Genomic DNA, 24233 nt, shown 5'->3' with positions numbered 1-24233 from the left:
ACTTCAATTGTTTGTAACTTTTTACATAACGTTAATAAGTGTTTTTTTGAACCCTAATACAACAGTGCATTCCTCATGGGCAACCGCGAAAAAGCACAACACATTTCCCGATGTCTACAGTTAGCCATCATCCTAGAAGTCAGCGCAGACAAACCTGGAAACGTCAACCTAGTCGTTGACTTCGAAGGCACCCGATGCGAACACTTCTTGGCATCTTCCATAGCTGCAGGTCCCTCTTTTGAGGCGGCAGCAACTCGTGGCATAGAAATCGCCGAAAAAAAACGCGCCCTCTCCGAAGCGGGACTGGGAGAACTCATAAAGTGGGGCATCACAGACATCGACGCGTGGCAGCATGGCGGCAACACCCTGCTGGGCACGATTATGCTCTTTGCGCCGCTCGCAGTCGCGGCTGGCATGACGCCCAACGACGAGAAATACACTCTTGATTTTGTACAATTACGCAGAAACATGGACGCCGTCATACAGGCCAGTACCCCAAAAGATGCGGTTGCGGTGTATGAAGCCATTGACATCGCAAAACCCAGCGGCCTCAACGGCGCGCCTGACCTCAACGTCAAGGATGCCAACAGCAAAAAACGGCTCCTCAACGAAAATGTCTCTCTCCTTAAAGTCTTCAAAATCGCTGCTGGCTATGACGATATTTGCCGTGAGTGGGTCAACAATTTCCCCGTTACCTTCGGCTTAGCCTACCCCTACCTCTCCAAGCAACTTAAAACTAAAGACCTAAACACCGCCATCGTGGACAGCTTCCTAAAAGTCCTCGCGGAATACCCTGACACCTTCATCAGCCGCAAAGTTGGCTTAAAAAAAGCCCAAGAAGTCTCACTGGGCGCCAAGAAAATTCTTGACCTCGGCGGCGTGGAAACCAAAGAAGGCAAAGCCCACCTGATCGCATTTGACAAGAAACTCCGCAAAGCGGGAAACGATTACAACCCGGGAACCACTGCAGATATTACTGCAGCGGCGTTGGCTTTGTGTACGTTGAGCGGTTATAGACCATAAACGGACAGTTAGCGAAGCAAAAAAAACACGCGTAACCAACCCGATAATTGATAGTAAAGAATAAGGGGAGCAAAGGCTCCAAGTGAAATAAACGGGTAAAACCCGAGTTCTTATCTTAGGAATTATTATGGTTGTGTGGGTTTTTTTGTGATTGCTTTTTGCATAGCTTCAGCGACGATGAATAAGCCTATGAGTACGATTACGGTCGGGATAAAGGGCATTGCGAATCCTATAAGCCCTGAACCGCTTAGGGCAAGCACTAGTAGACCTATGAAGAGGCTGAATTTGCTAATGGCAATTCCAGTTATCCGCCTAGCGATGTTGAGGACAATTAAGATGCAGCCAACGCCGAGAGCTACGTAAACGCCTGTTTCTATTTGATAGTAGGTTGATGTTATCCAGCCAGCGCCAAGAAGAATAATGAAGGCTCCCCAGGCTATTGCGTCGAAGACTTTGTTTTTTATAGATTTTTCTTGCATTTTTTTCACCCCCAATTTTGTTAGCTCAAGTGCAGCCGCACGAACTTTCGTTGTTCTCGCCGATTTCCATGTCCAATAGCCCCGCTGAGAATCGGTCCATTTGGGTGGTCGCGTTTTTTCTTACTACTTTGGCGACTCCGATTGCTTCTGCGATTTCTTTTTTGGTTGCACCGCTTTCGAGGGCTTTTTTGGTTATGGTTTTTAGGCATGGTTGACAGTTTATCGTGAATGCTGCGCCAACCGCTATGAGCCATTTTTCTTTTGTTTCCATTTTAATCACTTTGCTTCTACTTCCTAAAAGGGAGTAGAAATATATTTAAGATTTTTCTGACATATACTTCTCAGAAAGAGGAAGCAACCGTGAAAAATGACGCAATCGCAAAAGACCGAATAATTCAAGGCTTAAAAAACCTCAACCTATCAACATACGAAGCAGAAGTCTACGCCACCTTACTATCACACCCTTCAATGTCGGCAAGCGCACTCTGCAAAGAAACAGGGATTTCGGACACAAAAATCTACTATGCCCTCGACGGATTGTCTGAAAAAGGAATGCTAATCGTACGTAATGCCAGTCCAAAAATCTACAAACCCGTTCCGCCCAAAGAAGCCATATCAAATCTCAAACAGCGCTTAACCGAGAAATTAAAAGAAGAACTAAAAGAAGCAGATGTCCTCACAGATTTGTTAATCCCAATTTATGAAAGCACAGACAAGCAAGATGAACTTGAAGTAGCCTACATCATGAACGGCAAAATCAACATCGTAAACAAAATGAAAACGCTCATGGCGACGGCTAAAAAAGAAATCACATTCTTTGTATCTTACCCCATGCTTTTTCAAGAACTTGAAACAACGCTAAGAGAAGCGCAAGATCGCAAAATTAGGATTAATATTGCAATGACGGAGAAGATGCTAAAAACGGAGAACATCAAAGGACTCGGCGACACTCGACAATTATGCTGTGACGTAACGTTGCTTATAATCGATGTTAAAACACTAGTAACAGTGACTGATTTGAAATTCTCTGAAACTGCCATGCTCTCCCAAGACAAGAACTTAATTCGAGTCGCCAGAGATTATTACGAAAATTCAATGTGCTACATTGCTTAAGCAACCTTTTCGCTGACGCCGTGATTCAATCTCCAAAAAACTTGATACAAAAGAACGGGCATCGCGCCCGCATCTTTAATTTTTAAAGCTTCTGTGCCACAATCATGGCATGCGCCTTATCAAACGGGTCCAACTCAACAATCTCTTTCACGTCAAACCCACGTTTCCTCAGAATGGCAGCTTCTTGTTTGTACACTGCTTCGGGTGCCATAGTAACGTCGATGCTTTGTGATTTGCAGGCAAGCATGACCCAGCCGCCCTGTTTTAAGAAGACGTCGGCGTTGTCGGCGAGAAGTTTGGCTTGTTCGGGTTGAGCCACGTCACAGTAAATCACGTCAACTTTGCCGCTGATGAACATGGCATAGCGTTCAGGCATACGAGCATCCTCAAGCATAGGCGAGATGTTTGGGCGGAAAGTTGCTACGTTGTTGACTAAATCGCGCAGGCTTCTTTGGGCGAATTCAACGCAGTAAACCTGACCCGTTTCGCCCACGATGTCGGAAACGTGGCTCGGCGTTGTGCCTGAGGCTGCACCCAAATAGAGAACTTTAGAGCCGGGTTCAATTGGAACATTCTGCAAGCCTTTGATTATAGCGCCTGCAAGTTTACTGCGGAACGCATCCCAAACGCGGTATTCGACACGTCTGTATTTAACGAGACGTTCACCGTAAACACTTAAGCCCGGCGTCAAGTTTTTTGTGCCAAGACGTTTGGCACCGTCTTCAAGAAGAACCTGATAGATTTCTTTGAATCGGTCGTTTGGCTTAACTCGGACGCCCACGTTTGTCTCTCCACTGTTTACGTCTGCGTTTGCCGCCTCGTGGTGGTACCTCTTGCTGCGGTTTAGGCGTGAATGGACGCTGTTGGTCAGCTCTTGGTGGTGGTGCTTCCGTTCGGGGGGTCTCTTGGAATTCGCGTTTTGGTTGACTTTGAGCGTCTCGTGGGGGTTCACGGTATGTGAAACGGCGTTCGCCTTCACGTGGGGGACGTCGGTCTCTTCCGCGGTCAAATCGGCGTTCTCCGCCGTGTCGACGGTCAAATCCGCCTTCACGTTGAGGTCGGGGTTTAGGTTCCTTTGGCGGCGGCGCTTCTTTGTATTTCTCATGGATTTCTTCGATGCGTTTGTTAATGTCCTCTTTGAGTTTATCACCAATGTAGTGGTGGTCTTGACCAAATGCGTCGGCGCGTGCGGCTATGGCGAGTTTGCCTGCGATGACACGTGCAATCTTTCCACGTTGCCACCGTTTAGCGTCGTGAAGTAGGGTGTGTTGGAAGATTAAGCCGTGTTTGGGGGGTCGGGCGCCGGTTTTGAGGCTGCGAAATAGTGCCTTTTCCGCTCCGAGGACTTGGATGGTGCTGGCGGGTCGCATCGCAAGGTTGTGTATGCCGCCGGCCATGGCTATCATGCGGGCACCAAGTAGTGCACCTGCGACGGCACGGATGTTTGGCGCTATCTCCTCCATTGTGTGGTCTACGTATTCTTCCATACTCTTGCGAAGTTCGTAGGATGCGAGGACGTCTTTTGCTAAAGCTCTAACCTGCACGAGGTCGGTTTCGGCGATGTCTGCACCCATAGAGGATTCGGCGGCTTTCGCCACGATTTGAGTGCGTTCTTTTGGTATGTTTTCAGCTTCTAAACCGTCAACGGTGAAGCTATCGCGGTTGCCGAGGTTCATGACGAGACGCGCGTAGGTTTCATGTTTCTCGATGAGGCGGTCTAGTTCGGGGAAGTAGATGCCGTACCATTCGCGGAGTCTGCCCATAAAGAGGTTAACAGATTGGTCAAGGCTGTCGAGTGTTTGGATGCCCTGTGCAACTACGAGGTCACGTTTTTCAACTGCACCTTTAATGCGCAGTTTGGCAAGTTCCATGCTGACGTTGCGGTTCCAGACGTTGAGTTCAGATTCGTCTGCGGCAAATCCGCTTTCCAACGCAACTTCTGCCATGCGTGAATGGAGCACGGCTGATTCTGCGGGTGAGATAACTTCGGTTGTGACTTGGAGTTTACGGTGGGCGTCTTGCGCCAACGCTGCGGATTCGAAGACGAAGGTTTCGTAGCCCGCGTTTTTTAGTAAGGTAACAAGTGATGTGGCTTGATCGATGAGTTTTCCCGTTTCGGCTCTTAAGAGCGCTTTGGCTGCTGCCTGCGCTTTTTTTGCGAATAGGGCTTTTTCGACAAGACTGTTGGTTTCGTCGAAGGCTGCAACGCCGAATGGGAATTGAACTATGAATGCTTTCATGTATTTGGCCCCAATTAAACTACAGTATTGTTCCGCAGTCTCTCTTAATAAATAGTTGTCTCTTACTCAGTCTGTTGTATATAGCATAACCAGCCATTCAACCATACCAAAGGTACCTGACGACATCCAGATCAACCTGTGCTACCCAGTTGGGTTAAGTTGGGATATGCTAGTTCTTGTTGTTGCGTGGGCACAGTCACACATTCTTAAATGCGAAAACTAGCCAAATACAACCAAGCGATAGAGGAGTAATTTTTGTCGTCCAAACTTGTAAGAGCGTCAACTTTGTTTTTTCTGATACTGTTAACATCATCGTTAGCAGTAGCAATCGCCCAAGACCAACCCATCGAGCAACTTCCTATTCAACAGTACCCCTCCGTGCCAAACCCCAACGTGACCCCATCGCCGCCTGCAACCGCAGAAGTCGCTAACGTGGTTGTCGCCGCATCCGTGGGCGGAACAACCGAACCTACACCTGGAGCCTACAGCTACAATTACGGCGCCACCATCAACCTCAAAGCAACCCCTGACTCTGGCTACAAATTCTTATACTGGAGCATCCGCGGTTCCTACACACCCGGCCACAACCAGCCCCCAATTAATTATCCTGAAAACGCCATCAACGATCCCAACTTTGTTCCCACATTTCCATCAACCTCATCAGTAGCCCAAGACAGCCTAATCACCTCCACGAACCCGCTAAACATCATCTGCGGCTACGGCTACACCTACGTGTATCAACCAATATTTGCACCCATTGATGTTGCGCCAACCACTGACGCCGTCGTGAAGGTTTTAGATTCAGTGGGAGGATCCACCAACCCTGGACCAGGAACCTACTACTACGCTAACGGCACAAACATAGTGCTTCAAGCAACCCCTGACTCAGGCAACACCTTTGTCTACTGGGTTGCAACAGGCACCGACGGACACCCAACCACAATCACTGATAACCCCACCAACATCAACTGCGGTTACGGATACACCTATGATTATCAGGCAATGTTTGCTCCAGCAGGCTCCAGCACCGGTGGCACTTCAACCGGCGGCATAGACGTAATGTATCTCTACATCATCATCGGCATATTAGCGGTTATTGCGGTAATCGGCATTGCAGCGGCGCTTGTGTTCCGAAGCAGAAGAAACAAGTAAATTTTCCCCTTTTTTAGATTTTTTTTCTAAAATCAGTTATCAAGTTTTCTTTAAGGATGAATCGGGCTAATCAACCGCAGAGTTATTTCTACAACCTCGCTTAATATTTCTAGGACAGGAGTTCAATGATTTTCTTAACCACATCAATACCAGAGATGACGCCGACCAGTTTATCGTCTGAGTCCACGATAAAGATGTGGTCTTCTTGGGTGTCCATCATGGATTGCGCTATCGTCTCAAGATTATCAGTTTCTTTTTGGATAATGGGTGTATGCATCACGGTATCTGAGAGGCTGAGTTCTTGACGTCGCACATCGATGTAGCCGAGGTCTTCAAGGTTCACCACGCCAATAACATGGTTTTCTTGATCAATTACGGGCATAACACGCAGTTTAGTGCCCTCAAAGGTCTCGAGAGCTTCACGGACGCTGGTGCCTTTAAGCAGTACGATAGGTCGCTTAGTCATGACTTCTGACGCGATGGAGCTACGGAGTTTATCAGGTATTAGTTTTTGACCTTTAAGGAAGAACCGCTCCAAAGCTAACTCCTCAGTCTTTAAGCGGGTACGAGGCTGAAGCGGATAGAAGGAGTGTTTACCGGAGAGCAGGTAGCTGATGCCACTGGCAAGCAACGCGGGTATAGCAAACACGCCGCCCAAAGTTTCCACAACGAACGCCACAGGGGTGAGGAGTATTTTGTGGGTTCCAGCAAGCAAAGACGCCATACCGACCGCGATAAACATCACCGCGAGGTTAACTTGGCTAAAGACCAGCGAGAAGATGTAACCTAAGCCAGCGCCGATAACGATTGTGGGGAAGAACAAGCCTCCGGAACCGCCGAAGTTAAGCGTTGTGGCAGTTACAAAAGTCTTCAACAATACAATGCCGATAAGCACAGCGATGCTAAAGCTTGCCCCGCTGATTAAGGCGTTAACAAAATGCAGTCCTACACCGATAGAGTAAACAGAGATTAAGCCAGAAGCTGCAAGCACCAATGCACCGAGAATTATCACGGTGTTGAGGCCGTAGCGTTTGCGGATTTTGACACCTAATTGTCCCATCCAAGCAAACGATTTAGTGAAGAACACAGCGTAGAGACCACAGATTAAACCCAAAAGCAAAGACAACCCAATCACTTCTAAAGTGAGGGGGACGTTGGCAATGGAGCCAAAGATGGGTTCGCTGCCCAGCACCGCAACCGAAAGCAAATAGGCGGGGATGGATGCAACGGAGGCTTCGACGAAGGTTTCGCGGTCTAAGTCGTTTTTATAGGGGATTTCAAGCGCAAACAAAATGGCAGTCAGCGGTGTCCGAAAGGTAGCGGCTAAGCCCGCAGCGGCGCCCGCGATGAAGAGGCGCATACGCATGTCAGGGGGAATTTTGAGCCGCCGAGAAAACCATGAAGCGATTCCGCCGCCTGCTAGCAGACCGGGTCCCTCAGGTCCTGCGCTGCCCCCTAAACCGATTGTTAACATACCTGCGACGGGTTTGACTACGGTGTCTCGGAGGCTGATTTCGCCGTTGGTTAAATGGTAAGCTTCCAGTACCGTGTGGGTACCTGACCCAGTGGTTTTGGTGTTTGCACAGCGTTTTACTAAATAAAATGACCCCACTATAGCGCCAAAAGCCAGGGGGATGAAGAGTAGAATTGAGTAGGAGATGCAGGTTTGTGTAAATGCCCAGAGTTCTGTGTAAACCAAGTACAACACGATGGCGGCGGCAGCTGCCATTAAACCTACTACAGCAACCATCAAATAATAACGGACACTATCGAGCCTACTCATTTTGCGCGTCAAACCCACCAATTGCTTATAAATTTATTGAACAAATGTTGAAGAACTGTTCAAAAAAACCCGATTTAAGCTGCCCTTTCGTGTTTAGCCCAGAAACAAAGTGGAGGGCAAAACCAAGGCGCATCCAAGTGAGAAAACAGGTTTTTAAGTGCGTTTAGCGTTGCGTTCTCAAAAAGTTAATAGAACTGCACATAAATTAATTCCAAAAGGATGGAAACGCCAATAACAACGAAGAGAGCACCCAACAAAAAAACAGTCACGGTAGGGCTTATCCAAACCGCAGTTACCAGCGACATAGCGGCGAACATGAAAAAAACCGCAGCAAAAATCGAGGAAGCCGCAAGCCGAGGCGCCCAAATCGTGTGCCTTCAAGAACTCTACCGAACCAGATACTTCCCACAACAGGAAAACGTGGACGCATCAAGTTACGCGGAATCCATCCCAGGCGAATCCACCAAACTCTTCTGTGAATTAGCCAAAAAGCATCAAATCGTCATTGTCGCGCCCCTCTTTGAGAAGGGCTCAGACGGCAAATACTACAACACCGCCGCCGTAATTGACGCTGACGGCAAAATTTTGGGCACCTACCGCAAAGCCCACATACCGTTTGACCCCTACTTCTACGAAAAAGAATACTTCTCAGAAGGCAACACACCCTACCAAGTCTACCAAACGCGCTACGCCAAAATTGGCGCTTTGATTTGTTATGACCAATGGTTCCCTGAACCCGCCCGCATCCACGCCTTGCAGGGAGCTGAAATCATCTTTTACCCCACAGCCATCGGCTACGTCAAAGGGTACACATCCGCAGACGGCGACTGGCATGACGCATGGCGAACCGTGCAACGTGCCCACGCCATAGGTAACGGCATTCATGTGGCAGCCGTGAACCGTGTCGGCGAAGAAGACGAACTGGAATTCTGGGGAGGCAGCTTCATAGCTGACTCTTTTGGCAAAGTCGTCGCGGAAGCAAGCACCACCCAAGAAGAAGTCATCGTCGTCACACTAGACTTAGCCAGAAATCAACTTATTCAGGAAGGCTGGGGTTTTCTGCGCAACCGCCGCCCCGACACCTACAAACCCCTCACCCAAGGAGCCGACAAACATGAGTAAAACCCCTAAAGCCTGCAATCCGCTGGATTATAGGATGCCCGCCGAGTGGCAACCCCACAGCGCCATCTGGCTCGCGTGGCCCTACGACCCCCTAACCTTCCCTAATCGCGTCGAAAAAGTCGAAGGCACCTACGTTCAAATCGTCAAAGAAATCCACACAAGCGAACACGTAAACCTCTTTGTAAAAGACGAAGAAACCAAACAGAAAGCCAGCCGCCTCTTCCAAGCGGCGGACATTGATTTATCCAAAGTTACCTTTCACATTCATGACTACGCCGACGTTTGGTTCCGCGATTACGGTCCTATATTCGTCAAAAACTCCAAACATGAGTTGGCGATGATTCATTGGAAGTTTAACTCTTGGGGCGAAAAATACGAAACTCTCCTAAAAGACAAAGAAATCCCCGACGTTATCAACCAAAAGATGGCGTTGCCCTGTTTTGAACCGGGCATCGTTTTAGAGGGCGGCTCCATTGACGTCAACGGCGAAGGCACCCTACTCACCACGGAGCAATGCCTGTTAAACGAGAACCGCAACCCCGACCTCAACAAGCAGCAAATCGAGAAGTACCTCTGCAAGTATTTGGGGGTGCAGCATTTTATTTGGCTCAAACGCGGCATCCTCGGCGATGATACTGATGGGCACATCGATGATTTAGCCCGCTTCGTTAACCCCACCACCATCGTCTGCGCCTACCAAGAAAACCCCAACGACGCAGACTATGCAGCGCTTCAAGAAAACTATGAAATCCTTACTCAGGCAGTAGACCAAGACGGCAAACCCTTCCGCATCGTCAAACTGCCCATGCCCAAAGTCATCAGCGACGAAGACTACCTGCTCCCCGCCAGCTACACCAACTTCTACATCGGCAACACCAAAGTCCTCGTTCCAGTCTTCAATGACCCCCACGACGCCGAGGCAATCAGGATTCTGCAGGAGCTGTTTCCAACCCGAAAAGTCGTAGGAATCTACTGTGGGGACGTGGTTTATGGCTTTGGCACCCTGCATTGCATCAGCCAGCAGCAACCCTGTCCTGTTTAAGAGTCAAACACTTCACGGTTTCCTTCTTTTTTCGCTAAGTTTAAACTCTCCAGTGGAATAATAGGTAGCCCCGACAAAAAGCTGGGTAAGGAGAGATAGAGCAGGGATGGTTAATCAGCAGCCAATGCGCAGTCGAGGCGTAAAAGTACTCAAAGCCGTATCATCACCCCTGCGGCTACAAATCCTCAACTTGCTCTTTGACAGCAACGCACTCTCCTACACGGAACTTATGAATCAGCTTAAAATGAATCCCAGCCGCGACGCTGGACGCTTCGCCTACCACCTCAAATATCTCCTTAAAGCCGACCTCGTCGAAGCCGATGTCGAGGCAAAAAAATACTTCCTAACAGACCTAGGCAAAATGGTGCTAGACGTCGCCGACCGTGTCGAGAAAAAAGCAGTCAAACCACGCGGCATGATGGTGCGCACTTCTCATTTGACTGTGGAAGAGTTTGACGCCAACAAAATCGCCAACAACCTCATAAGAGAAGCCAAGGTGCCGCCTGAACTAGCGCAGAAAGCCGCTAAAGAAGCTGAGAAGCGCCTTGTAAAATCCAAAACCAAATACTTAACTGCCCCGCTTATCCGCGAAGTCGTTAACAGCATCCTCGTTGAGAAGGGCTATGAGGATTACCGTCACAAACTTACCCGTGTCGGCATGCCTATCCACGAAGTCACCATCCTCATCGAAAACAAGGACCTCTTAGAGTCCGCGTCCACCATATATCGGGCGGGGCAAACCGTGCTGGGCGAATATACTCTGCTAAACATTTTTCCACGCGACATCGCCGACGCCCACCTATCCGGCGCGATACACATTAACTCCTTGGGCACATGGCTGCTTAAACCCAACGAGGTTGTCCATGACATCCGATACTTCTTCCAGCATGGTATACACGTTGACGACCCCACCCAAGCAGCGATGGAGCCGCCGGTCAGCTTCAAAGCCGCCTTAGACATTGTATTCAATGTGCTGTTGCATTCCAGTAAAGAAACCAGCCGCACTCAAACCTTCAACTATTTCAATGTGGCACTCGCGCCGTTTGTGCGGGGCAACGATGTCGCCAGCCTCAAAGAGAACCTGCGACTGTTCCTCTTTGACCTCAACCAGCATGTTGAAGCCACGTTAGGTCTGGAACTGGCTATGTCATCTTCGGCGGCTCAAAAGGAAGCTATAGGCGCACAGGGCAAAGCCGCAGGCAAATATGGCGATTATCAACAGGAAAGCCAGCTTGTAGCGAGCCTAATCCTTGACGTCATCAACGAAGAAAGCGACCTAAAACCGCTTCTTAACCCCAAAATCGTAATAAAAATCAACAAACCCCTCCAAACCGATGAACGCGCCAAAGCCCTGCTCCTAAAAGCTCACAATATCGCGGCTAAAAGCGGCTTACTCTACTTCGCGAACCTCACCAAAAAGGACACGGAGAACGCGGCGTTTTCGGGTTCAGGAGTCAAATTCAGCGGCGAACTCACGGGCGACTGGGAAACCGACACATTGCGAACAGGCAGCTTAGGCTGCGTAACCATAAACTTACCCCGCCTCGTATTGGAATCGGAGCGTGACCTCAACAAATTCATGGATTTACTGCGCGAACGTTTCGAACTCGCGGCGCGGGCGTTGAGCATTAAAAATAATGCGCTCAAACAATTCGGCAAAAACAGCTTGCCGTTTCTGCTTCAGAAAAGCAGCGGCGACACCTACTTCCGATTGGAAAACTGTAGCCGTATCGTGGATTTAGCGGGCTTCAAAGAAGCAATCGAAGCCTTCACTGAGAAACCCATAGGGTCAGCTGAGGCTAACCAGTTTGCCCAAGAAGTCATCGCGACTCTGTTGGCGTCGAAGCAGAAAATGGGCAGAAAATACGGCAAACGCCTCTACACAGTGGTCCTCGGCGACCGCGAAGCCTCGGAACGGCTCGCCCAACTTGATATGGAACGTTATGGAGTGGCTAAGGTCAAGTTTTCGGGCACACGTGAAAAACCCTTCTACTCGACCATCAAAAGAATCAAAATCCAACAAAACGAACCCTTACGGTTGCCCAGCGGGCTTGTGGAGATGGCGCGAGTCCAAAAGGGCCTCTATAATGGGGGCAGCCTTGACGTCTTCGAGCTGGAAGGTGAAATCAAAGCCGACGCATTATTTGAACTCACCAAACAACTCCAAGAAACCCCCATCGAATTCTTCACTTACAACCGTGTGGTGAGTTTCTGTGAGAACTGCCGCAAAAACTATCCCGGCACCCTGCATAAATGCCCAAGCTGCGGGTCCATGAGCACCCTGACGACATTTGACCGCTTCACATCAACCTGAATGTTTGGCTTTTCGGTTACGTACAAAGATTGTAATCACAATGCTAATCCCCAAGGTAAGGGCAGCAAGAATAATCCAGATAACATAGTTATCCAAGCCTGAAATCACTTGGTCAGTTGAAGGCTGGATTATTGGTTCGCCTATTGCGTAGAGGTTCCCATTTTCCGAGGTGAAGTATATGACACCGTTACTTATGGTAGGTGATGATTTAATCAAGCCATACCCCGTAATGACTTGCCAGTGACCATCAATTATTTTTGCGTTCGCGATATCCTTGAGGACGTATGTCTGTATTGTCGCGCCAGTCGAAGCGTTAAATGCAAGAAACCCTCGGGGAACACAAACATAAACAAGGCCGTCAGCAACAACCGGAGAAGAAACATCCACAGAAAGTTTTGTGACGTTCCAAACCTGTGAACCCGTAGCCGCATTAAGTGCATAGAACACATGGTCAGACGCAACAAAAAATACAAAACCATCTGCCACCGCGGGGGAAGCCTGAATGCCGCTTACATCCCTTACGTGTGTCTTATACGGATAACTCCATAATTTTGTCCCCGTAGAGCTATCTAGAGCGTAAAGGGTGCTGTCCCCAGAACCAACATAAACCACTCCGCCACTAACAGCAGGCGAAGAATGAACTATACCACCAGTTGAAAAGTTCCAAATTTTGCTACCATCCTTCGCATCAAGGGCATAAACGTTGTGGTCATTTGAACCCACATAAACAACGCCTCCGTGGAGGGCAGGCGAGGACCCAACCGAATCCCCCGTTGTGTAATTCCAAATTTTTTCCCCACTGCAAGCATCAAAAGCATAAACGTTACCATCAATTGAGCCAACATAAACCACTCCGTCAACAACACATGGTGAAGAATAAGACGCAAACACCTTAGTGCTCCATAGTTTAGCGCCAGTTAACGCGTTTAATGCATAGAAATTACTCTCTGCACCCCCAACGAACAAAATATTGTTCCATACCGCGGGGGATGAATATATGGACCCATTAGTTGAGAAATCCCAGATTTTAACTCCAGTATAAGCATCCAACGCGTAAATGCTGCCCCCTCTATGGTTAACTGCATTGTAGTTTGACCCAATGTAAACTATGCCGTTGACGACGGATGCAGATGAACTAATAAAGATGTTATTTGATGTGCCTTCAGCAAAACGCCACAGCTCATTTGGCACAATGAGGGAGGAATTTGTTACGGCACCTGTATGGGTAGAGTCATGTCGAAACATCGGCCAATCATCATTTGAAGCAAAGGTTTGTGCTCCCAACTGCCCACAAGCAGCAGATAACAGCGGCGTTATTAGAAACACAACCAAAAACAACACTGCCCAGTTAACCTTTGCCATAGTGTTGCCTAAGCACGCAAAAGATATTTAATTTACGCAAACCCGCCGATTACTGGACCGCACCCAATACGAGACTAAGGAGCGCCATGCGCACAACGATACCATTGTGCACCTGCTGGAAATATTTCGCCTGCGGTGTGGCATCCACTTCGGGGGCAATTTCATCCACACGAGGCAGCGGGTGGAGTACGATGAGGTCTTTTTTGGCGCCTTGTAGGGTTTTGAGGTCGATTTTGTAGGCGCCTTTGACTTTTAGGTATTCAGAGGCGTCGGGGAAGCGTTCTTTTTGGATACGGGTCACGTAGAGAACGTCGACTTGGGGCAGGATAGCGTCAAGGTTGGTGCCTTCGGCGACAGGGATTTTGTTTTTTATAGTTTCCAGAACGTCTTTGCGCATCCGCAACGATTCGGGCGCGATGAGGAAGAGTTCGATGTTGTAGAGCGCCAGCGCGTAGGCAAGTGAGTGGACGGTTCTGCCGTAGCGGAGGTCGCCGATTATGGCGATTTTTAATCCGTCTATGGTTCCTTTTTCTTTTTGGATTGTGTAGAGGTCGGTGAGGGCTTGGGTTGGGTGTTCTTCTGCCCCGCTGCCGCCATTGATGAGGGGGACTTTGCTGAATTCTGCGGATAATTTTGCGGAGCCCTCGAGGCTGTGGCGCAACGCGATTACGTCGGCGTAGTTTTCGACAACGCGGACGGTGTCTGCGAGGGTTTCGCCTTTCTTGACTGAGGCGATGTCGGCGTCTGCGAATCCTATGTTGCTGCCGCCGAGTTTTAGCATGGCTGCCTCGAAGCTTAGGCGTGTGCGGGTGCTGGGTTCGTAGAAGAGGGTGGCGAGGATTTTGCCTTTGAGGATGTCGGAGCCGTTTTTTGCAAGGGGCTCCATGGAGGCGGTGACGTCGAGGATGTGGTTGATTTCGGCTCTTGTGAAGTCCGCGATGGATACGATGTCTCTGCCTTTAAAGGTCAAGTTGTGCACCAAACATGATGACGTGTTAGGGGTAAATAACATTTGTGTGGGGTGGCTTTTTGGTTTTGCAGATTAGTGCTTATATGTTTTTGTTGTTGTACAACGACTGTAACACATTTTAATATGCATCAGGCACGCATAGTCACATAAATTCAGGACTGGTTTTGAAAGGAGCAGTAAAAATGGAAACAAGCATGGATACAATTTTAAAACAAATTTCTAAACGAGAAATCCCCAAACAAAATTTTGACGCCCGCGGCTACATGCCACGCGTCCACGAAGTCCGCCAACCCTGCCAATGGCTAGACCACTGCTACGACGGCAAATGCCCCGCCTTCATCAGGCTAAACGGCAACTTTTACTGCGCCAAAAGCCGAACCCCAACATAAATCAAAAGAAAAAGAAGCAAAAATGCTTCTACACCATTCAGGGTTGTTGTGCCTCCGCAAGTTTAGCCTTCAAATCAGCGTTCTATGCTACAAGTTCTCGTAAAATTAAAGAAACACTCAAAGTCTCAGAAACAAACACTCTGCTATGCTCTTCTGAGCTTTCTTAATCTAAATAAATAAGCAGTTATCACTACAGCGATAAGGGTAATTCCGATAATTAATACAGCACTAAATAGATTCGGGAAAAGGATAATACCATCAATTGACGCAGGGTTGCCAAAAGCATAAATCTCATTGCTTCCGATGGCACAAATGTAAACCATACTATTGGCAATCACTGGAGAAGAATAGGTATCATATTCATATTCACCGGGAAATTTATAGCTCGTTATGCCTTCGCCAAAACCACTTAATGTATACAGTTTTTGCACATATGGCGTCATTCCGGAATTGGTGCTATTATAGTAACCGACGTAGAGGCTTTCGCTTGTAACGGCTGGAGCGGAACCAGTCAATATCGAATTGTTATAAAGCAGAGTTCCAGTTGATGCGTTGAAAATGTGCGGTCCAGCATAAACATATTCGTTCGTTACTGCGGGGGAATTAGAATGCCAGCCAGCGTAAGCGGGATAGCTCCAAACAGTTGCTCCACTCGTTGCATTCAAGCAATAGAACAGACCGCTAAATCCGTTAATATATACATACCCATTGGCTACCGCTACATGTGCGTAGAGTCCACCTACTGCCGAGTTGTGCCATATTTCTTTCCCAGTTAGGGCAGCTACTGCATAGCTTTCTCCGCTTTGCCGCCAAGGGTTTCCATAGGAATAATAAACAGCGCCATTTGAAACGGCTGGCGAGGATTCAAGTAGTTCGCCCTTCGTGTCCCATAAAACACCGCCGGTCGTGGCATTAAGAGCGATAACACCACCATTTTTGGAGCCCATGTAAATAGCGCCATCAGTTACTGTGGGTGAGGTGGATGCTTGCACTGGAAATGTAAAAACTAGTTTCCCTGTCAAAGCATCATAGGCTGCGTTATCAGTGTAGACATAACCATCATAGACAGCAGTTGAAAATTCCTCCTGAGTAATTGGACCTTGTATCGTCAAATTTTGTATCCAATGAGGGTTTCCAGTTGAAGCATCAATGCAATAAAGATAATTGTCGTCAGTTATGTAGAGATAACCATTGGCGACTGCTGGTACTCGATGGTAGAAGCCATAAGATATGCTAGGTTTGTATGTCCAGGCGACATTCAAGCTAATGTTTAAAGTTTTTGGAGAGTGACCCGTATGGGCGGGATCATGTCGGAGCATCGGCCAGTCATCGTTTGAAGTTTCGGAAGTGGGTTCAGCAGCTGAGTTTGCTAACTGAACAAACACACCGAGAAACAAGTATACTACAAGTAAGGTAGCGGCAACTCTTCTACTGCGCATAGGGGTGATCGATGAAATATTGGGTGCTGCGGTTATAATTTTTTGCAAAAACAGCCAAACGTGGTTGCCTACGCCTTACTTAGTTAGAGCTATTTCTACGCTTTCAAGAAAGCCAAAATCATATAAGAAAAGACCTGCGGATAGCTTGACAGGGAGCTAACAGTGAAAGGAAATGGGGGTTGTGTGCTGAAGAAATTGATTGCCCTCGAAATCATCATAATAATCTCTACAGCAGTTATTGTGTTATCTTTGGAATCTGCTGTGCAGTATTCAGTTACTACCTCAGCGACCAAGTTTAATCAGAATATTAATACGGGGAGTGGCGTGAAATATCTAATTTTTGATCTTCAGAGTGGCCAAGCCGTCAACGGGTCTTATGTTATTAATGGTTACAATCATACTTACTGTGAAATTATTGATCCTGCGGGCGACTCCATGATTTCTAGTCCGACTGATTATGAATACAATAAAAATAACGCAAGCTTTTTCTTTATAGCAGACACCAACGGACAATACTCCCTCTATATCTCAAGCGATGATTTTATGCCTCATCTCATCGATTACGAGTATTCCATTAGTACGCCGACCATTTTTGGATTTAACCCAACAGGCCTGATGAGCATGGTAATAACAGTAAGCGCTGTATTAGCAGTTATTATCTTCGTCTTAGCAATAATCCTAACAAGACATAAGGGGAAACAATCAATTCAGTAAAAAAACGGCGATAGCAGACAAAAAAAGAAAAAGGGCATCTTCCTTTTTAGGGGTCGCCGTATTCGGGGTTGGGGATGGTTGTTGCGCATTTTTGGCATTTGTAGCTTCGTATGGATGGTTACTCGGCACATTTTTTCATTGTACCAGTCAGTATTTTTTATGAGCCAATTTCTGTGAGCTAAAATTTAGACCTTAGTTAAAAGGCACACGAGTAATCAATTGGCTTTCAAGAGTTTGTTATAGGAAATTATAGCTAATGCAATCCCTATAAGAACCACCAAAATGATTAGTGAAATCTCTAAAAAGGTAACATCAAAGCATACTTCGCAAGGTTCAAGGACTACCAAGAAATTCTCCTCAGAACCCATGTAGATTCGCCCATTAGCTATAGCAGGAGAACACTGTAAATGCTGTTTATCACCCACTTTATAACTCCACAGTTTATTTCCATCTGAGGCATTAAATGCATATAGATAGCCATCGTCGGCACCAACGTATACGGCGTCACTAGTAACAGCAGGGGAAGACTCAAAACCATGGCCTACAGGCATAGAAAATACAGAGTAGTTCCAAATTTTGGAACCATCTGTGGCATTAAAAGCAAAGAACTGCCCATCTCTTCCACCGACAAAAACGCGACCACCTGCAACAGCGGGAGACGAGCCAATGTACACCTTTGAACACCACACTTCTCTGCCCGTAAACGCATCTAGACAGTAGAATAAATTATAGTCCGTTGTGGTCCCGTTAAAGGCTCCACTGAAATACACATATCCGTCTGAAACAGCAGGAGAAGATTCTTGTATAATGCCTTTTTGAGTTTCCCACACAGTACTGCCGTTGTAAGCATCGAGAGCAAAAAAGTGGGAACTAGTTCCAAAATATAATACCCCGTTCTCGACCGCAATACCTGATGGGCAACCTAACTGACCGTGCTCCCACAGTAGCTCGCCAGTATAACCATCTCGACTAATAATTGAATAATTGTCAGTTACTGTGTAATAGAGGCCATTTGTAACGGCAACTATTGAACCACCCTGAAAACCCCATATTTCAGCGCCATTAGTAGCATTGAATGCACCTAATCCCGTGTAAACTATACCATTTTCAACAATTAGTTGTGAACCGCCTTTTTCGCGCTGTTGCCAGACAATTTCCCCTGTGGATGCATCAAAAGCGATTAAAGAATAGCCAGTCATGTATACGATACCGTTTACTATTGCAGGTGACGTTAAATAAGCAGCCATTGGTCCCGTACTCCAAAGTTCTTTAGGAATGGAAGTGGGTGCGGAACTATTCGTGAAGCCAGTGTGTGCTGGATCATGATGGAACATTGACCAGTCATCGTTTGAAGAAGTGGGTTCAGCAGCTGAGTTTGCTAACTGAACAAACACACCGAGAAACAAGTATACTACAAGTAAGGTAGCGGCAACTCTTCTACTGCGCATAGGGGTGATCGATGAAATATTGGGTGCTGCGGTTATAATTTTTTGCAAAAGACAGCCACAACGTGGTTGCCTACGCCTTACTTAGTTAGAAATCAGCATGCGGTAAATCATTTAAGCAGACAACTCCAATAGCAACCTAGACGTCAAATGAACAAACAAGCAACCTACCAAGCCATCATTATCCTCTCTGTAATAGCCATCATCTTGCCTCTATCGTTTTTATCTCAGGATAGTACAGTCAGCAAAAATCATCAAAGGATAGATTGGATAACTGCGTCTAAGAGCATAACCTTTGACCTAAAAAGCGGACAAACCGTCAATGGATGGCTAAACTACACTGGCGACACAAATGGGGCATGGTTTCTCATTGGCGACCCTAATGGCAACGAAATAGGTTCTCGCACAAGTGAAGGAAATCAGGGAACCTTTGTATTTACCGCCACTGTCAACGGCCAATATTTCATTGATATTGGAAACGATAACCCCTTTGGCGATTACATTGACTACGCATATACAATAAGCGCACCACCAATCTTAGGCATTAACCCTATAGTTTTAATCGGTTTAGTGATAACAGTAGCCATAATCATGACAGGGGTTAACATCCTTGTCTACAATCGTAAACGAGAAAAATAGTTTTTTGGGCGTGTTTTGCAGTGGACGTTCTTTTGGATTTTTGTCTTTTTGTGTGGTTTTTTGGGTTTTTTCTGCTTAGTTTTAGAAAACGTCTTAAAGCTGATTTTGCGTTATGGTAAGGCGAAGTTAAATTATGCCGACTAATCTGCCGCCAGAAGCACTCGACAAGTGGGAAGAAGTAGAAGCAGCCCACTCGCCTCGCGAAAAAATGGAGGCGATGATAGAGTTCTTAAAGTATGTGCCTCAACATAAAGGCACTCTAAAGCTCCGCGGCGAAATCAAACGCAAAATCGCCATCATAAAAATGGATCTTGAGGACAAAAAACGCAAAGGCACTGGCAAAAGCAGCGGCGGACCCAAACTCTTCATAGAGAAAGGCGCCACCGCACAAGTCGCAATTGTTGGCATGACTAACGTTGGTAAAAGCTGCCTCATGAACGCCACCACCAACTCCAAAGTCGTCGTCACTCCCACGCCTTTTAGTACCCATGAACCCGTACCAGGCATCATGAGTTACCTTGACGTGCAATTCCAGATGGTGGAAGCCCCAGCAGTTATGGAAGGCGCGGCAGAAGGCAAAGCAGGTGGCAACGTCACCCTTGGGCTGGCACGTAACGCTGACGGCGTAATTTTGATGCTGGACCTCTCGGGAAACCCTGTGGAACAGTTGGAGTTGATTTTGGCGGAGTTGGAGAAGACCCGTGTTTTGGTAACTAAGCCTACTGGCGGGCGCGTTGAAATTGAGCGGCGACCTGCGGGTTCGAGGATGCGAATCATCGTGGTTGGGCGGCTGCTGGATTGTAGCATGCGTGATGTGGAGGAGCTATTGCGAAGTTACCGCATAAACGACGCCATTGTACGCATAAGCGGCGACATCTCCTTAAATGACGTGGAAGACGCGATTTACGAGAACACCATCTATAAACCCGCGGTGATTGTGGCTAACAAATTAGACATCAAAGGCGCAGCGGCAAACCTAGCGACGCTCAAACGGCACGTGAACGGGCGTCTCCCCATTGTGGCGATGTCTTGTGAACAGAAAACAGGCATACAAGAGTTGGGTCGCGCACTTTTTGACACGTTAGGCATCATCCGCATCTACACTAAAGAACCCGGAAGCAAAACCCATAGCCCCCGCCCATTCGCCCTACACAAAGGCGCCACCGTCAACGAATTAGCCAAAAACATCCACAAAGAGCTGGTCTCGAATTTTTTGTTTGCAATGGTTTGGGCGAAAAGGCTACCCTTTAGCCCCAAAAAAGTCGGTTTGAACTTCGTACTTGATGATGGCGACATCATAGAAATTCACATAAGAACAAAAACGTAAACCTCTTATGCAAAGGCTTATGTGGCAACTCACAGCTATTGCTTTTAGCGATGGAAATGGCTAAGAAAGAGACGCGGATGCAGGAAGGAGTCGTTGTTTTTCTTGATGCTTTGGGAGTCAAAGGCATCTGGGCACGAGCCGAACCAGAGAGCGTGATTGCTTCATGGGAAGATGTGCTTAAACGGCTCAATGAGTCCATAAGAAAGTCGCCTAAAGTGGGAAACATAGGCAGCACCGCTGAATGCTTGGACTACAACATCGCTGCTTTCTCGGACACCGTCATAATAACTCTGAAGTGTATAGATGATCCTGCCGCGCACGTTCCCCTATTAGCCAAGATTATTTCAGACACGTTCTTCTTTGCATTAATCAAAGGCATCTACTTTAGAGGCGTCATCGCCATTGGTAAATTCTTTCAATCCAACACGCTCATAATTGGACCAGCCATAGATGAAGCCGCTGAATGGTATACCCAACCCGAATGGATGGGTGTATCTGCAGCGCCCAGCGCCTCCTTTGGACTCTCAAGACTAGAAGACCAAAAAGCCGACATCTCAAAATGGTTCATAAAATATGACATACCGTCCAAGGGCGAAACGCAGAAAAGTGAATGGTCATTAGCTTGGCCAAGATTTGCACACAAAGACCCTCAGGTTAGCCAGAAACAACTTACGGCGAGAGGGCTAATTCTTGACGCGTTTGCTAACCGTCCAATCAGCGTGGCAGCGGCACAGAAATACAAGAACACTTTGGCTTTCTTTGATTATGTCTCAGCTCAGGGAAAACAGTAAACCTGTTAGGCTTTAGCGGGGTAAACCAAACCTTTTAAGAATATCAATCTCTGCTTCCCCTTCACCTGAGACATCTGAGTCGGGTCTGATGATTTGGGAAACCTTGCTTGGCTCTTGAAGGGTTAGTGTGATTGGTCTTGGACTGCAAGTTTTCAATTGCCCAAGTTCGTCTTGGTAGGTAACTTGCGGTTTTAGAGTGATTTGCATGCCGATTTGTGGAGCTTTCATTGTTAATTTAATTGTTTTCACTTGGAAGGCGCTTATTTTATTATCTATAAAAGTTAACACGCCATCTTCAATTTGCCAATCAATTGGCACATCCATCAATTCAAGTCCCGATGTAAATAACCCATCCACCTTTACTATCGAGCCTTCACTGGAAGACACGTTAACCAAGTCTATTCTAACAGGAAACGCTTCATTAACGGGGGGCGTCGAGAGCGTCATTAGGTTTGCATGAACATTCACATGACTGAATCGCTCGTGCGCTGCCTCGATTACCTTTTGAGCTTTATTTAACTGAGTCTGAGCGTCCTCAGCTTTTCCTGCCTTGCCAAGAGCCCACGCGTACAGTTGCCTTGTGCTTGCCTCTAAGAAGGGATTGGGAAAAGTAGCTTTAATCACTTCAAACATTTGATTGAAGTACTTCGTGGATTGCTCAAAGTCGCCTTTAGCGGCATGATACACGCCCATCATGGGCGCCAGATAAACTTGAGAGGGCCCGTTTGATAGAATATAAGGCGGCAGACTCATGAGCCTAGCGTAGTATCGATCAACTTGAGGGATGTCACTGGCGAAGGCGTGCGCTATGATGAGCACGCCGTGGATTGCGCCATAGTAGAGTCTGGCATCTGTTTTGTCGCAGTATTCAAGGGCTTTTAGAACCTTGGCAGTGGAACCAGCCAAATCTTCGCTCATCGTGCCCATTGACCACCAGACGTAAGCGGGGATTAAACGGATATAATCCCATATTTTGTGTTGCTCGTTGACCTCAACCGCTTTAGAAAACATGCGGTTAGCGTAATCGTTTAGTGAGCATGCTTGTAAGGTTCCTCCAGCATAAGCAAAAGCTTCCAATTCAGAGCGAACATCCCCCACTTCATCGTAGAGTGCAATCGAACGCAAAGCGGATTCTACCCCGAGTTCCAGTTGCCCAAGCATAGAAGTGCCATAGCCTAGCCACAAAAGAATTTGAGCGGCATCAGCCAGCGAATATTCCTCTTCAAAAACCTGCAACGCCTCAAAATCCAACTTAAAAGCTGTCACCCAATCGTTCTCTGCACCTGCGACCGCACCCTTTTGATAAGTGATACGTGCAGCTTCAAGTCGGTCAGCGGTGACGACCCCCGTTGCTTTGGCAAAGAGTTCCTTTTGTTTGGCAACGTCCCCCTGATAGAAGGCTGCATGGGAGGCTTTTCGGATTGCTCGAAGTTTGATATCGGCACTTTTCGTTGTGGCAAGCTGCTCGTAAACAGCGCCAGCTTGTTTAAAGTTGTCTCCGGCATAGTAGGCGTCGCCGAGCCCCTCTAGGGCGACCAATCTTTCTTGAGCATACTGCGGGTCTTCGCCTGCTGCCTCCACAACATATCTGAATTGTTTAGCAGCTTCGATGTTACTCCACTTAGCTAGCGCGCTCTGTCCATCTGCCATTGAATATTTTATGGCTTTTTGCTTGTTGCCTGCTTTGGCAAATTGGTAGGCTAAATCGCTTATCGGCATATTTTCGCTGTCTTCTGTGGCTTCAAGGGTTTGAGCGACTTTTGCGTGGTAGACTCTTTGCAGTGCAGGAGAAATGTCATCATAGATGGCGTCGCGTGTGCGGGCATGGTCGAAGCGGTAGAGGTCGGTTTCACAACGCACAAGTGAGGTGTCTTTGGCGATGTTATCGAGGGTTTTTATTACTTCAAAAGTGTCGGCGCCTAAAACGTGGGCTACGAGGGCAGGGTCGAATTTTTCGCCGATAACGGATGCTACGTCAAGAAGGTTTCGTTGGCTGCGTAAAAGGACGCTTAGGCGTTGTAAAATTATGTCTTTTATTTTCGGCGGGATTCCTACGGCGTCGCTGGTTAGACGCCAGACCTCGTTTTGCATGGTTAAGCCGTTGCGTTCGTTTAGCATGCGCAGTGATTCAACAATGAAGAGAGGGTTACCTTGACTTTCCTCGGCAAGTTGCTGGGCGAGAAGTGGCTGGATGCATCCGCCTAGCATGTTTTCAGCTAGTTGACTGATGGCTTGTTCGGTTAGGCTGGGAAGCGTGATTTCTGTGATTGCATCTTGGCGACGCATTTGTCTTAGTGTTTCAGTGAGGGGGTGGGGTCTGCCTTCGGATTCTGCAGAGAGCTGTTCACTGCGGTAGGTGCAGACGATGAGAACCGGCTCTGTACTTACGGTTTTGGTTAGGTAGTGGATAAGTGCCAATGAGGCGGAGTCTGCCCACTGCAGGTCGTCGATGAAAAGAATCAGAGGCTGCTTGGTTGAGATTTGGGCAAGAGTGTTTGCAGCGGCGGTGAAGGTTTGGTCCTTCCAAACTTGCGGTGTAACAAATTTTGCCCCGGTTTTAGGTGGGTCCATCAACCAATTTTTTATTTCTATTTTGTGGTTTTCGTCTTTTGAGAAGTAAGCGTTGAAGGCTTCAAAAAACGGGAAGTAGGGGACGGCTGCGTTGCTGAGGCACCAGCCGCATAGTGTGATTATGCCTTGTTTTTTGGCTTGACCCAAAAATTCTTTGACAAGACGGGTTTTGCCCGCTCCTGCTTCGCCGGAGACAAAAACCGTGTTTCCCCTGCCCTTTAAAGCAGCCTCTAGAAGACGCTGGAGTTGGCTGAGTTCGCGTTCTCTACCTACTAGGACTGGATCAGCTAAGACGTTCTGCGTCAACTTGTCGAGCCC

21 protein-coding genes are annotated in these 24233 nt (G+C 47.5%); 11 read left to right on the top strand and 10 right to left on the bottom strand.

The window, feature by feature from the left end:
* The first annotated feature begins 75 nt into the window (after positions 1-75).
* A complete protein-coding gene (locus NWE92_06130; GenBank protein MCW4029209.1) occupies positions 76-1023 on the top strand; it encodes a triphosphoribosyl-dephospho-CoA synthase in 948 nt (315 codons plus the stop codon).
* 125 nt (positions 1024-1148) lie between these two features.
* Here the strand turns inward: NWE92_06130 and NWE92_06125 are convergent, their stop codons facing one another.
* Both NWE92_06125 and NWE92_06120 read right to left on the bottom strand, forming a co-directional pair.
* A complete protein-coding gene (locus tag NWE92_06125) occupies positions 1149-1502 on the bottom strand; it encodes a hypothetical protein (GenBank protein ID MCW4029208.1) in 354 nt (117 codons plus the stop codon).
* A 25-nt stretch (positions 1503-1527) separates the two neighbouring features.
* A complete protein-coding gene (locus NWE92_06120; GenBank protein ID MCW4029207.1) occupies positions 1528-1773 on the bottom strand; it encodes a carboxymuconolactone decarboxylase family protein in 246 nt (81 codons plus the stop codon).
* A gap of 89 nt (positions 1774-1862) precedes the next feature.
* On the opposite strand from NWE92_06120, the gene NWE92_06115 reads away from it, so the two are divergent.
* Positions 1863-2615, top strand: a complete 753-nt coding sequence (locus NWE92_06115) for a hypothetical protein (GenBank protein MCW4029206.1) — start codon at positions 1863-1865, stop codon at positions 2613-2615.
* Between the two features lie 82 nt (positions 2616-2697).
* On the opposite strand, the gene NWE92_06110 is transcribed toward NWE92_06115, so the two are convergent.
* Both NWE92_06110 and NWE92_06105 read right to left on the bottom strand, forming a co-directional pair.
* Positions 2698-3396: a fibrillarin-like rRNA/tRNA 2'-O-methyltransferase gene (locus NWE92_06110; GenBank protein ID MCW4029205.1), complete on the bottom strand. Its 699-nt coding sequence runs from the start codon at positions 3394-3396 to the stop codon at positions 2698-2700.
* The gene (locus NWE92_06105; protein ID MCW4029204.1) at positions 3380-4855 is read right to left on the bottom strand and encodes a C/D box methylation guide ribonucleoprotein complex aNOP56 subunit; all 1476 of its coding nucleotides are present in this window, start codon (positions 4853-4855) and stop codon (positions 3380-3382) included. The genes NWE92_06110 and NWE92_06105 overlap by 17 nt, the downstream gene beginning before the upstream one ends.
* Before the next feature lie 255 nt (positions 4856-5110).
* Here NWE92_06105 and NWE92_06100 point away from each other — a divergent pair, with 255 nt between their 5' ends.
* Positions 5111-6007, top strand: a complete 897-nt coding sequence (locus NWE92_06100) for a hypothetical protein (GenBank protein MCW4029203.1) — start codon at positions 5111-5113, stop codon at positions 6005-6007.
* A 109-nt stretch (positions 6008-6116) separates the two neighbouring features.
* Here the strand turns inward: NWE92_06100 and NWE92_06095 are convergent, their stop codons facing one another.
* Positions 6117-7790, bottom strand: a complete 1674-nt coding sequence (locus tag NWE92_06095; protein MCW4029202.1) for a chloride channel protein — start codon at positions 7788-7790, stop codon at positions 6117-6119.
* A 219-nt stretch (positions 7791-8009) separates the two neighbouring features.
* Between NWE92_06095 and NWE92_06090 the strand changes: the two genes are divergently transcribed.
* The 3 genes from NWE92_06090 to NWE92_06080 all read left to right on the top strand — a co-directional run bounded on the left by NWE92_06090 (position 8010) and on the right by NWE92_06080 (position 12268).
* Positions 8010-8912: a carbon-nitrogen hydrolase gene (locus NWE92_06090; GenBank protein MCW4029201.1), complete on the top strand. Its 903-nt coding sequence runs from the start codon at positions 8010-8012 to the stop codon at positions 8910-8912.
* The gene (locus NWE92_06085) at positions 8905-9954 is read left to right on the top strand and encodes an agmatine deiminase family protein (protein MCW4029200.1); all 1050 of its coding nucleotides are present in this window, start codon (positions 8905-8907) and stop codon (positions 9952-9954) included. Before NWE92_06090 ends, NWE92_06085 begins: the two co-directional genes overlap by 8 nt.
* 106 nt (positions 9955-10060) lie before the next feature.
* Positions 10061-12268 carry an ArsR family transcriptional regulator gene (locus NWE92_06080; protein ID MCW4029199.1) on the top strand — a complete coding sequence of 736 codons (2208 nt, stop codon included), beginning with the start codon at positions 10061-10063 and terminating at the stop codon, positions 12266-12268.
* Here the strand turns inward: NWE92_06080 and NWE92_06075 are convergent.
* Together NWE92_06075 and pyrB are read right to left on the bottom strand one after the other, a co-directional pair.
* A complete protein-coding gene (locus NWE92_06075) occupies positions 12260-13630 on the bottom strand; it encodes a PQQ-binding-like beta-propeller repeat protein (GenBank protein ID MCW4029198.1) in 1371 nt (456 codons plus the stop codon). The two genes, NWE92_06080 and NWE92_06075, sit on opposite strands and share 9 nt — an antisense overlap.
* 49 nt (positions 13631-13679) lie before the next feature.
* Positions 13680-14600, bottom strand: coding sequence for an aspartate carbamoyltransferase (pyrB, locus tag NWE92_06070; GenBank protein ID MCW4029197.1), 921 nt, complete (start codon positions 14598-14600; stop codon positions 13680-13682).
* Between the two features lie 194 nt (positions 14601-14794).
* On the opposite strand from pyrB, the gene NWE92_06065 reads away from it, so the two are divergent.
* Positions 14795-14989 carry a hypothetical protein gene (locus NWE92_06065; protein ID MCW4029196.1) on the top strand — a complete coding sequence of 65 codons (195 nt, stop codon included), beginning with the start codon at positions 14795-14797 and terminating at the stop codon, positions 14987-14989.
* A 143-nt stretch (positions 14990-15132) separates the two neighbouring features.
* Here NWE92_06065 and NWE92_06060 read toward each other — a convergent pair whose 3' ends face one another.
* Positions 15133-16476 (bottom strand): PQQ-like beta-propeller repeat protein, encoded by a 1344-nt coding sequence (locus tag NWE92_06060; protein ID MCW4029195.1) that lies wholly within the window; start codon positions 16474-16476, stop codon positions 15133-15135.
* A gap of 114 nt (positions 16477-16590) precedes the next feature.
* Between NWE92_06060 and NWE92_06055 the strand changes: the two genes are divergently transcribed.
* Positions 16591-17142 carry a hypothetical protein gene (locus tag NWE92_06055; protein MCW4029194.1) on the top strand — a complete coding sequence of 184 codons (552 nt, stop codon included), beginning with the start codon at positions 16591-16593 and terminating at the stop codon, positions 17140-17142.
* Positions 17143-17357: 215 nt separating this feature from the next.
* On the opposite strand, the gene NWE92_06050 is transcribed toward NWE92_06055, so the two are convergent.
* Positions 17358-18638, bottom strand: coding sequence for a PQQ-binding-like beta-propeller repeat protein (locus NWE92_06050; protein ID MCW4029193.1), 1281 nt, complete (start codon positions 18636-18638; stop codon positions 17358-17360).
* Between the two features lie 99 nt (positions 18639-18737).
* Here NWE92_06050 and NWE92_06045 point away from each other — a divergent pair, with 99 nt between their 5' ends.
* From NWE92_06045 to NWE92_06035, 3 genes are all read left to right on the top strand, one after another.
* Positions 18738-19226 carry a hypothetical protein gene (locus tag NWE92_06045; GenBank protein ID MCW4029192.1) on the top strand — a complete coding sequence of 163 codons (489 nt, stop codon included), beginning with the start codon at positions 18738-18740 and terminating at the stop codon, positions 19224-19226.
* 133 nt (positions 19227-19359) lie between these two features.
* Positions 19360-20553: a 50S ribosome-binding GTPase gene (locus tag NWE92_06040; GenBank protein MCW4029191.1), complete on the top strand. Its 1194-nt coding sequence runs from the start codon at positions 19360-19362 to the stop codon at positions 20551-20553.
* A gap of 56 nt (positions 20554-20609) precedes the next feature.
* Positions 20610-21344 carry a hypothetical protein gene (locus NWE92_06035; protein MCW4029190.1) on the top strand — a complete coding sequence of 245 codons (735 nt, stop codon included), beginning with the start codon at positions 20610-20612 and terminating at the stop codon, positions 21342-21344.
* A gap of 12 nt (positions 21345-21356) precedes the next feature.
* On the opposite strand, the gene NWE92_06030 is transcribed toward NWE92_06035, so the two are convergent.
* Positions 21357-24221 (bottom strand): DUF2791 family P-loop domain-containing protein, encoded by a 2865-nt coding sequence (locus NWE92_06030; protein ID MCW4029189.1) that lies wholly within the window; start codon positions 24219-24221, stop codon positions 21357-21359.
* Between the last annotated feature and the right edge of the window lie 12 nt (positions 24222-24233).

This window comes from Candidatus Bathyarchaeota archaeon (genome assembly GCA_026014745.1).
GTDB lineage: Archaea > Thermoproteota > Bathyarchaeia > Bathyarchaeales > Bathycorpusculaceae > Bathycorpusculum.
The sequence above is the reverse complement of the archived record's forward strand: the minus strand, read 5'-3'. Positions and strand labels throughout refer to the sequence as shown.

Excerpts from the sequence above, each read along its gene's own strand:
- NWE92_06130 (MCW4029209.1), top strand. The coding sequence starts at position 76 with ATGGGCAACCGCGAAAAAGCACAACACATTTCCCGATGTCTACAGTTA.
- NWE92_06125 (MCW4029208.1), bottom strand. The coding sequence starts at position 1,502 with ATGCAAGAAAAATCTATAAAAAACAAAGTCTTCGACGCAATAGCCTGG.
- NWE92_06120 (MCW4029207.1), bottom strand. The coding sequence starts at position 1,773 with ATGGAAACAAAAGAAAAATGGCTCATAGCGGTTGGCGCAGCATTCACG.
- NWE92_06105 (MCW4029204.1), bottom strand. The coding sequence starts at position 4,855 with ATGAAAGCATTCATAGTTCAATTCCCATTCGGCGTTGCAGCCTTCGAC.
- NWE92_06095 (MCW4029202.1), bottom strand. The coding sequence starts at position 7,790 with ATGAGTAGGCTCGATAGTGTCCGTTATTATTTGATGGTTGCTGTAGTA.
- NWE92_06090 (MCW4029201.1), top strand. The coding sequence starts at position 8,010 with ATGGAAACGCCAATAACAACGAAGAGAGCACCCAACAAAAAAACAGTC.
- NWE92_06085 (MCW4029200.1), top strand. The coding sequence starts at position 8,905 with ATGAGTAAAACCCCTAAAGCCTGCAATCCGCTGGATTATAGGATGCCC.
- NWE92_06080 (MCW4029199.1), top strand. The coding sequence starts at position 10,061 with ATGGTTAATCAGCAGCCAATGCGCAGTCGAGGCGTAAAAGTACTCAAA.
- NWE92_06075 (MCW4029198.1), bottom strand. The coding sequence starts at position 13,630 with ATGGCAAAGGTTAACTGGGCAGTGTTGTTTTTGGTTGTGTTTCTAATA.
- NWE92_06065 (MCW4029196.1), top strand. The coding sequence starts at position 14,795 with ATGGATACAATTTTAAAACAAATTTCTAAACGAGAAATCCCCAAACAA.
- NWE92_06045 (MCW4029192.1), top strand. The coding sequence starts at position 18,738 with ATGAACAAACAAGCAACCTACCAAGCCATCATTATCCTCTCTGTAATA.
- NWE92_06040 (MCW4029191.1), top strand. The coding sequence starts at position 19,360 with ATGCCGACTAATCTGCCGCCAGAAGCACTCGACAAGTGGGAAGAAGTA.
- NWE92_06035 (MCW4029190.1), top strand. The coding sequence starts at position 20,610 with ATGGCTAAGAAAGAGACGCGGATGCAGGAAGGAGTCGTTGTTTTTCTT.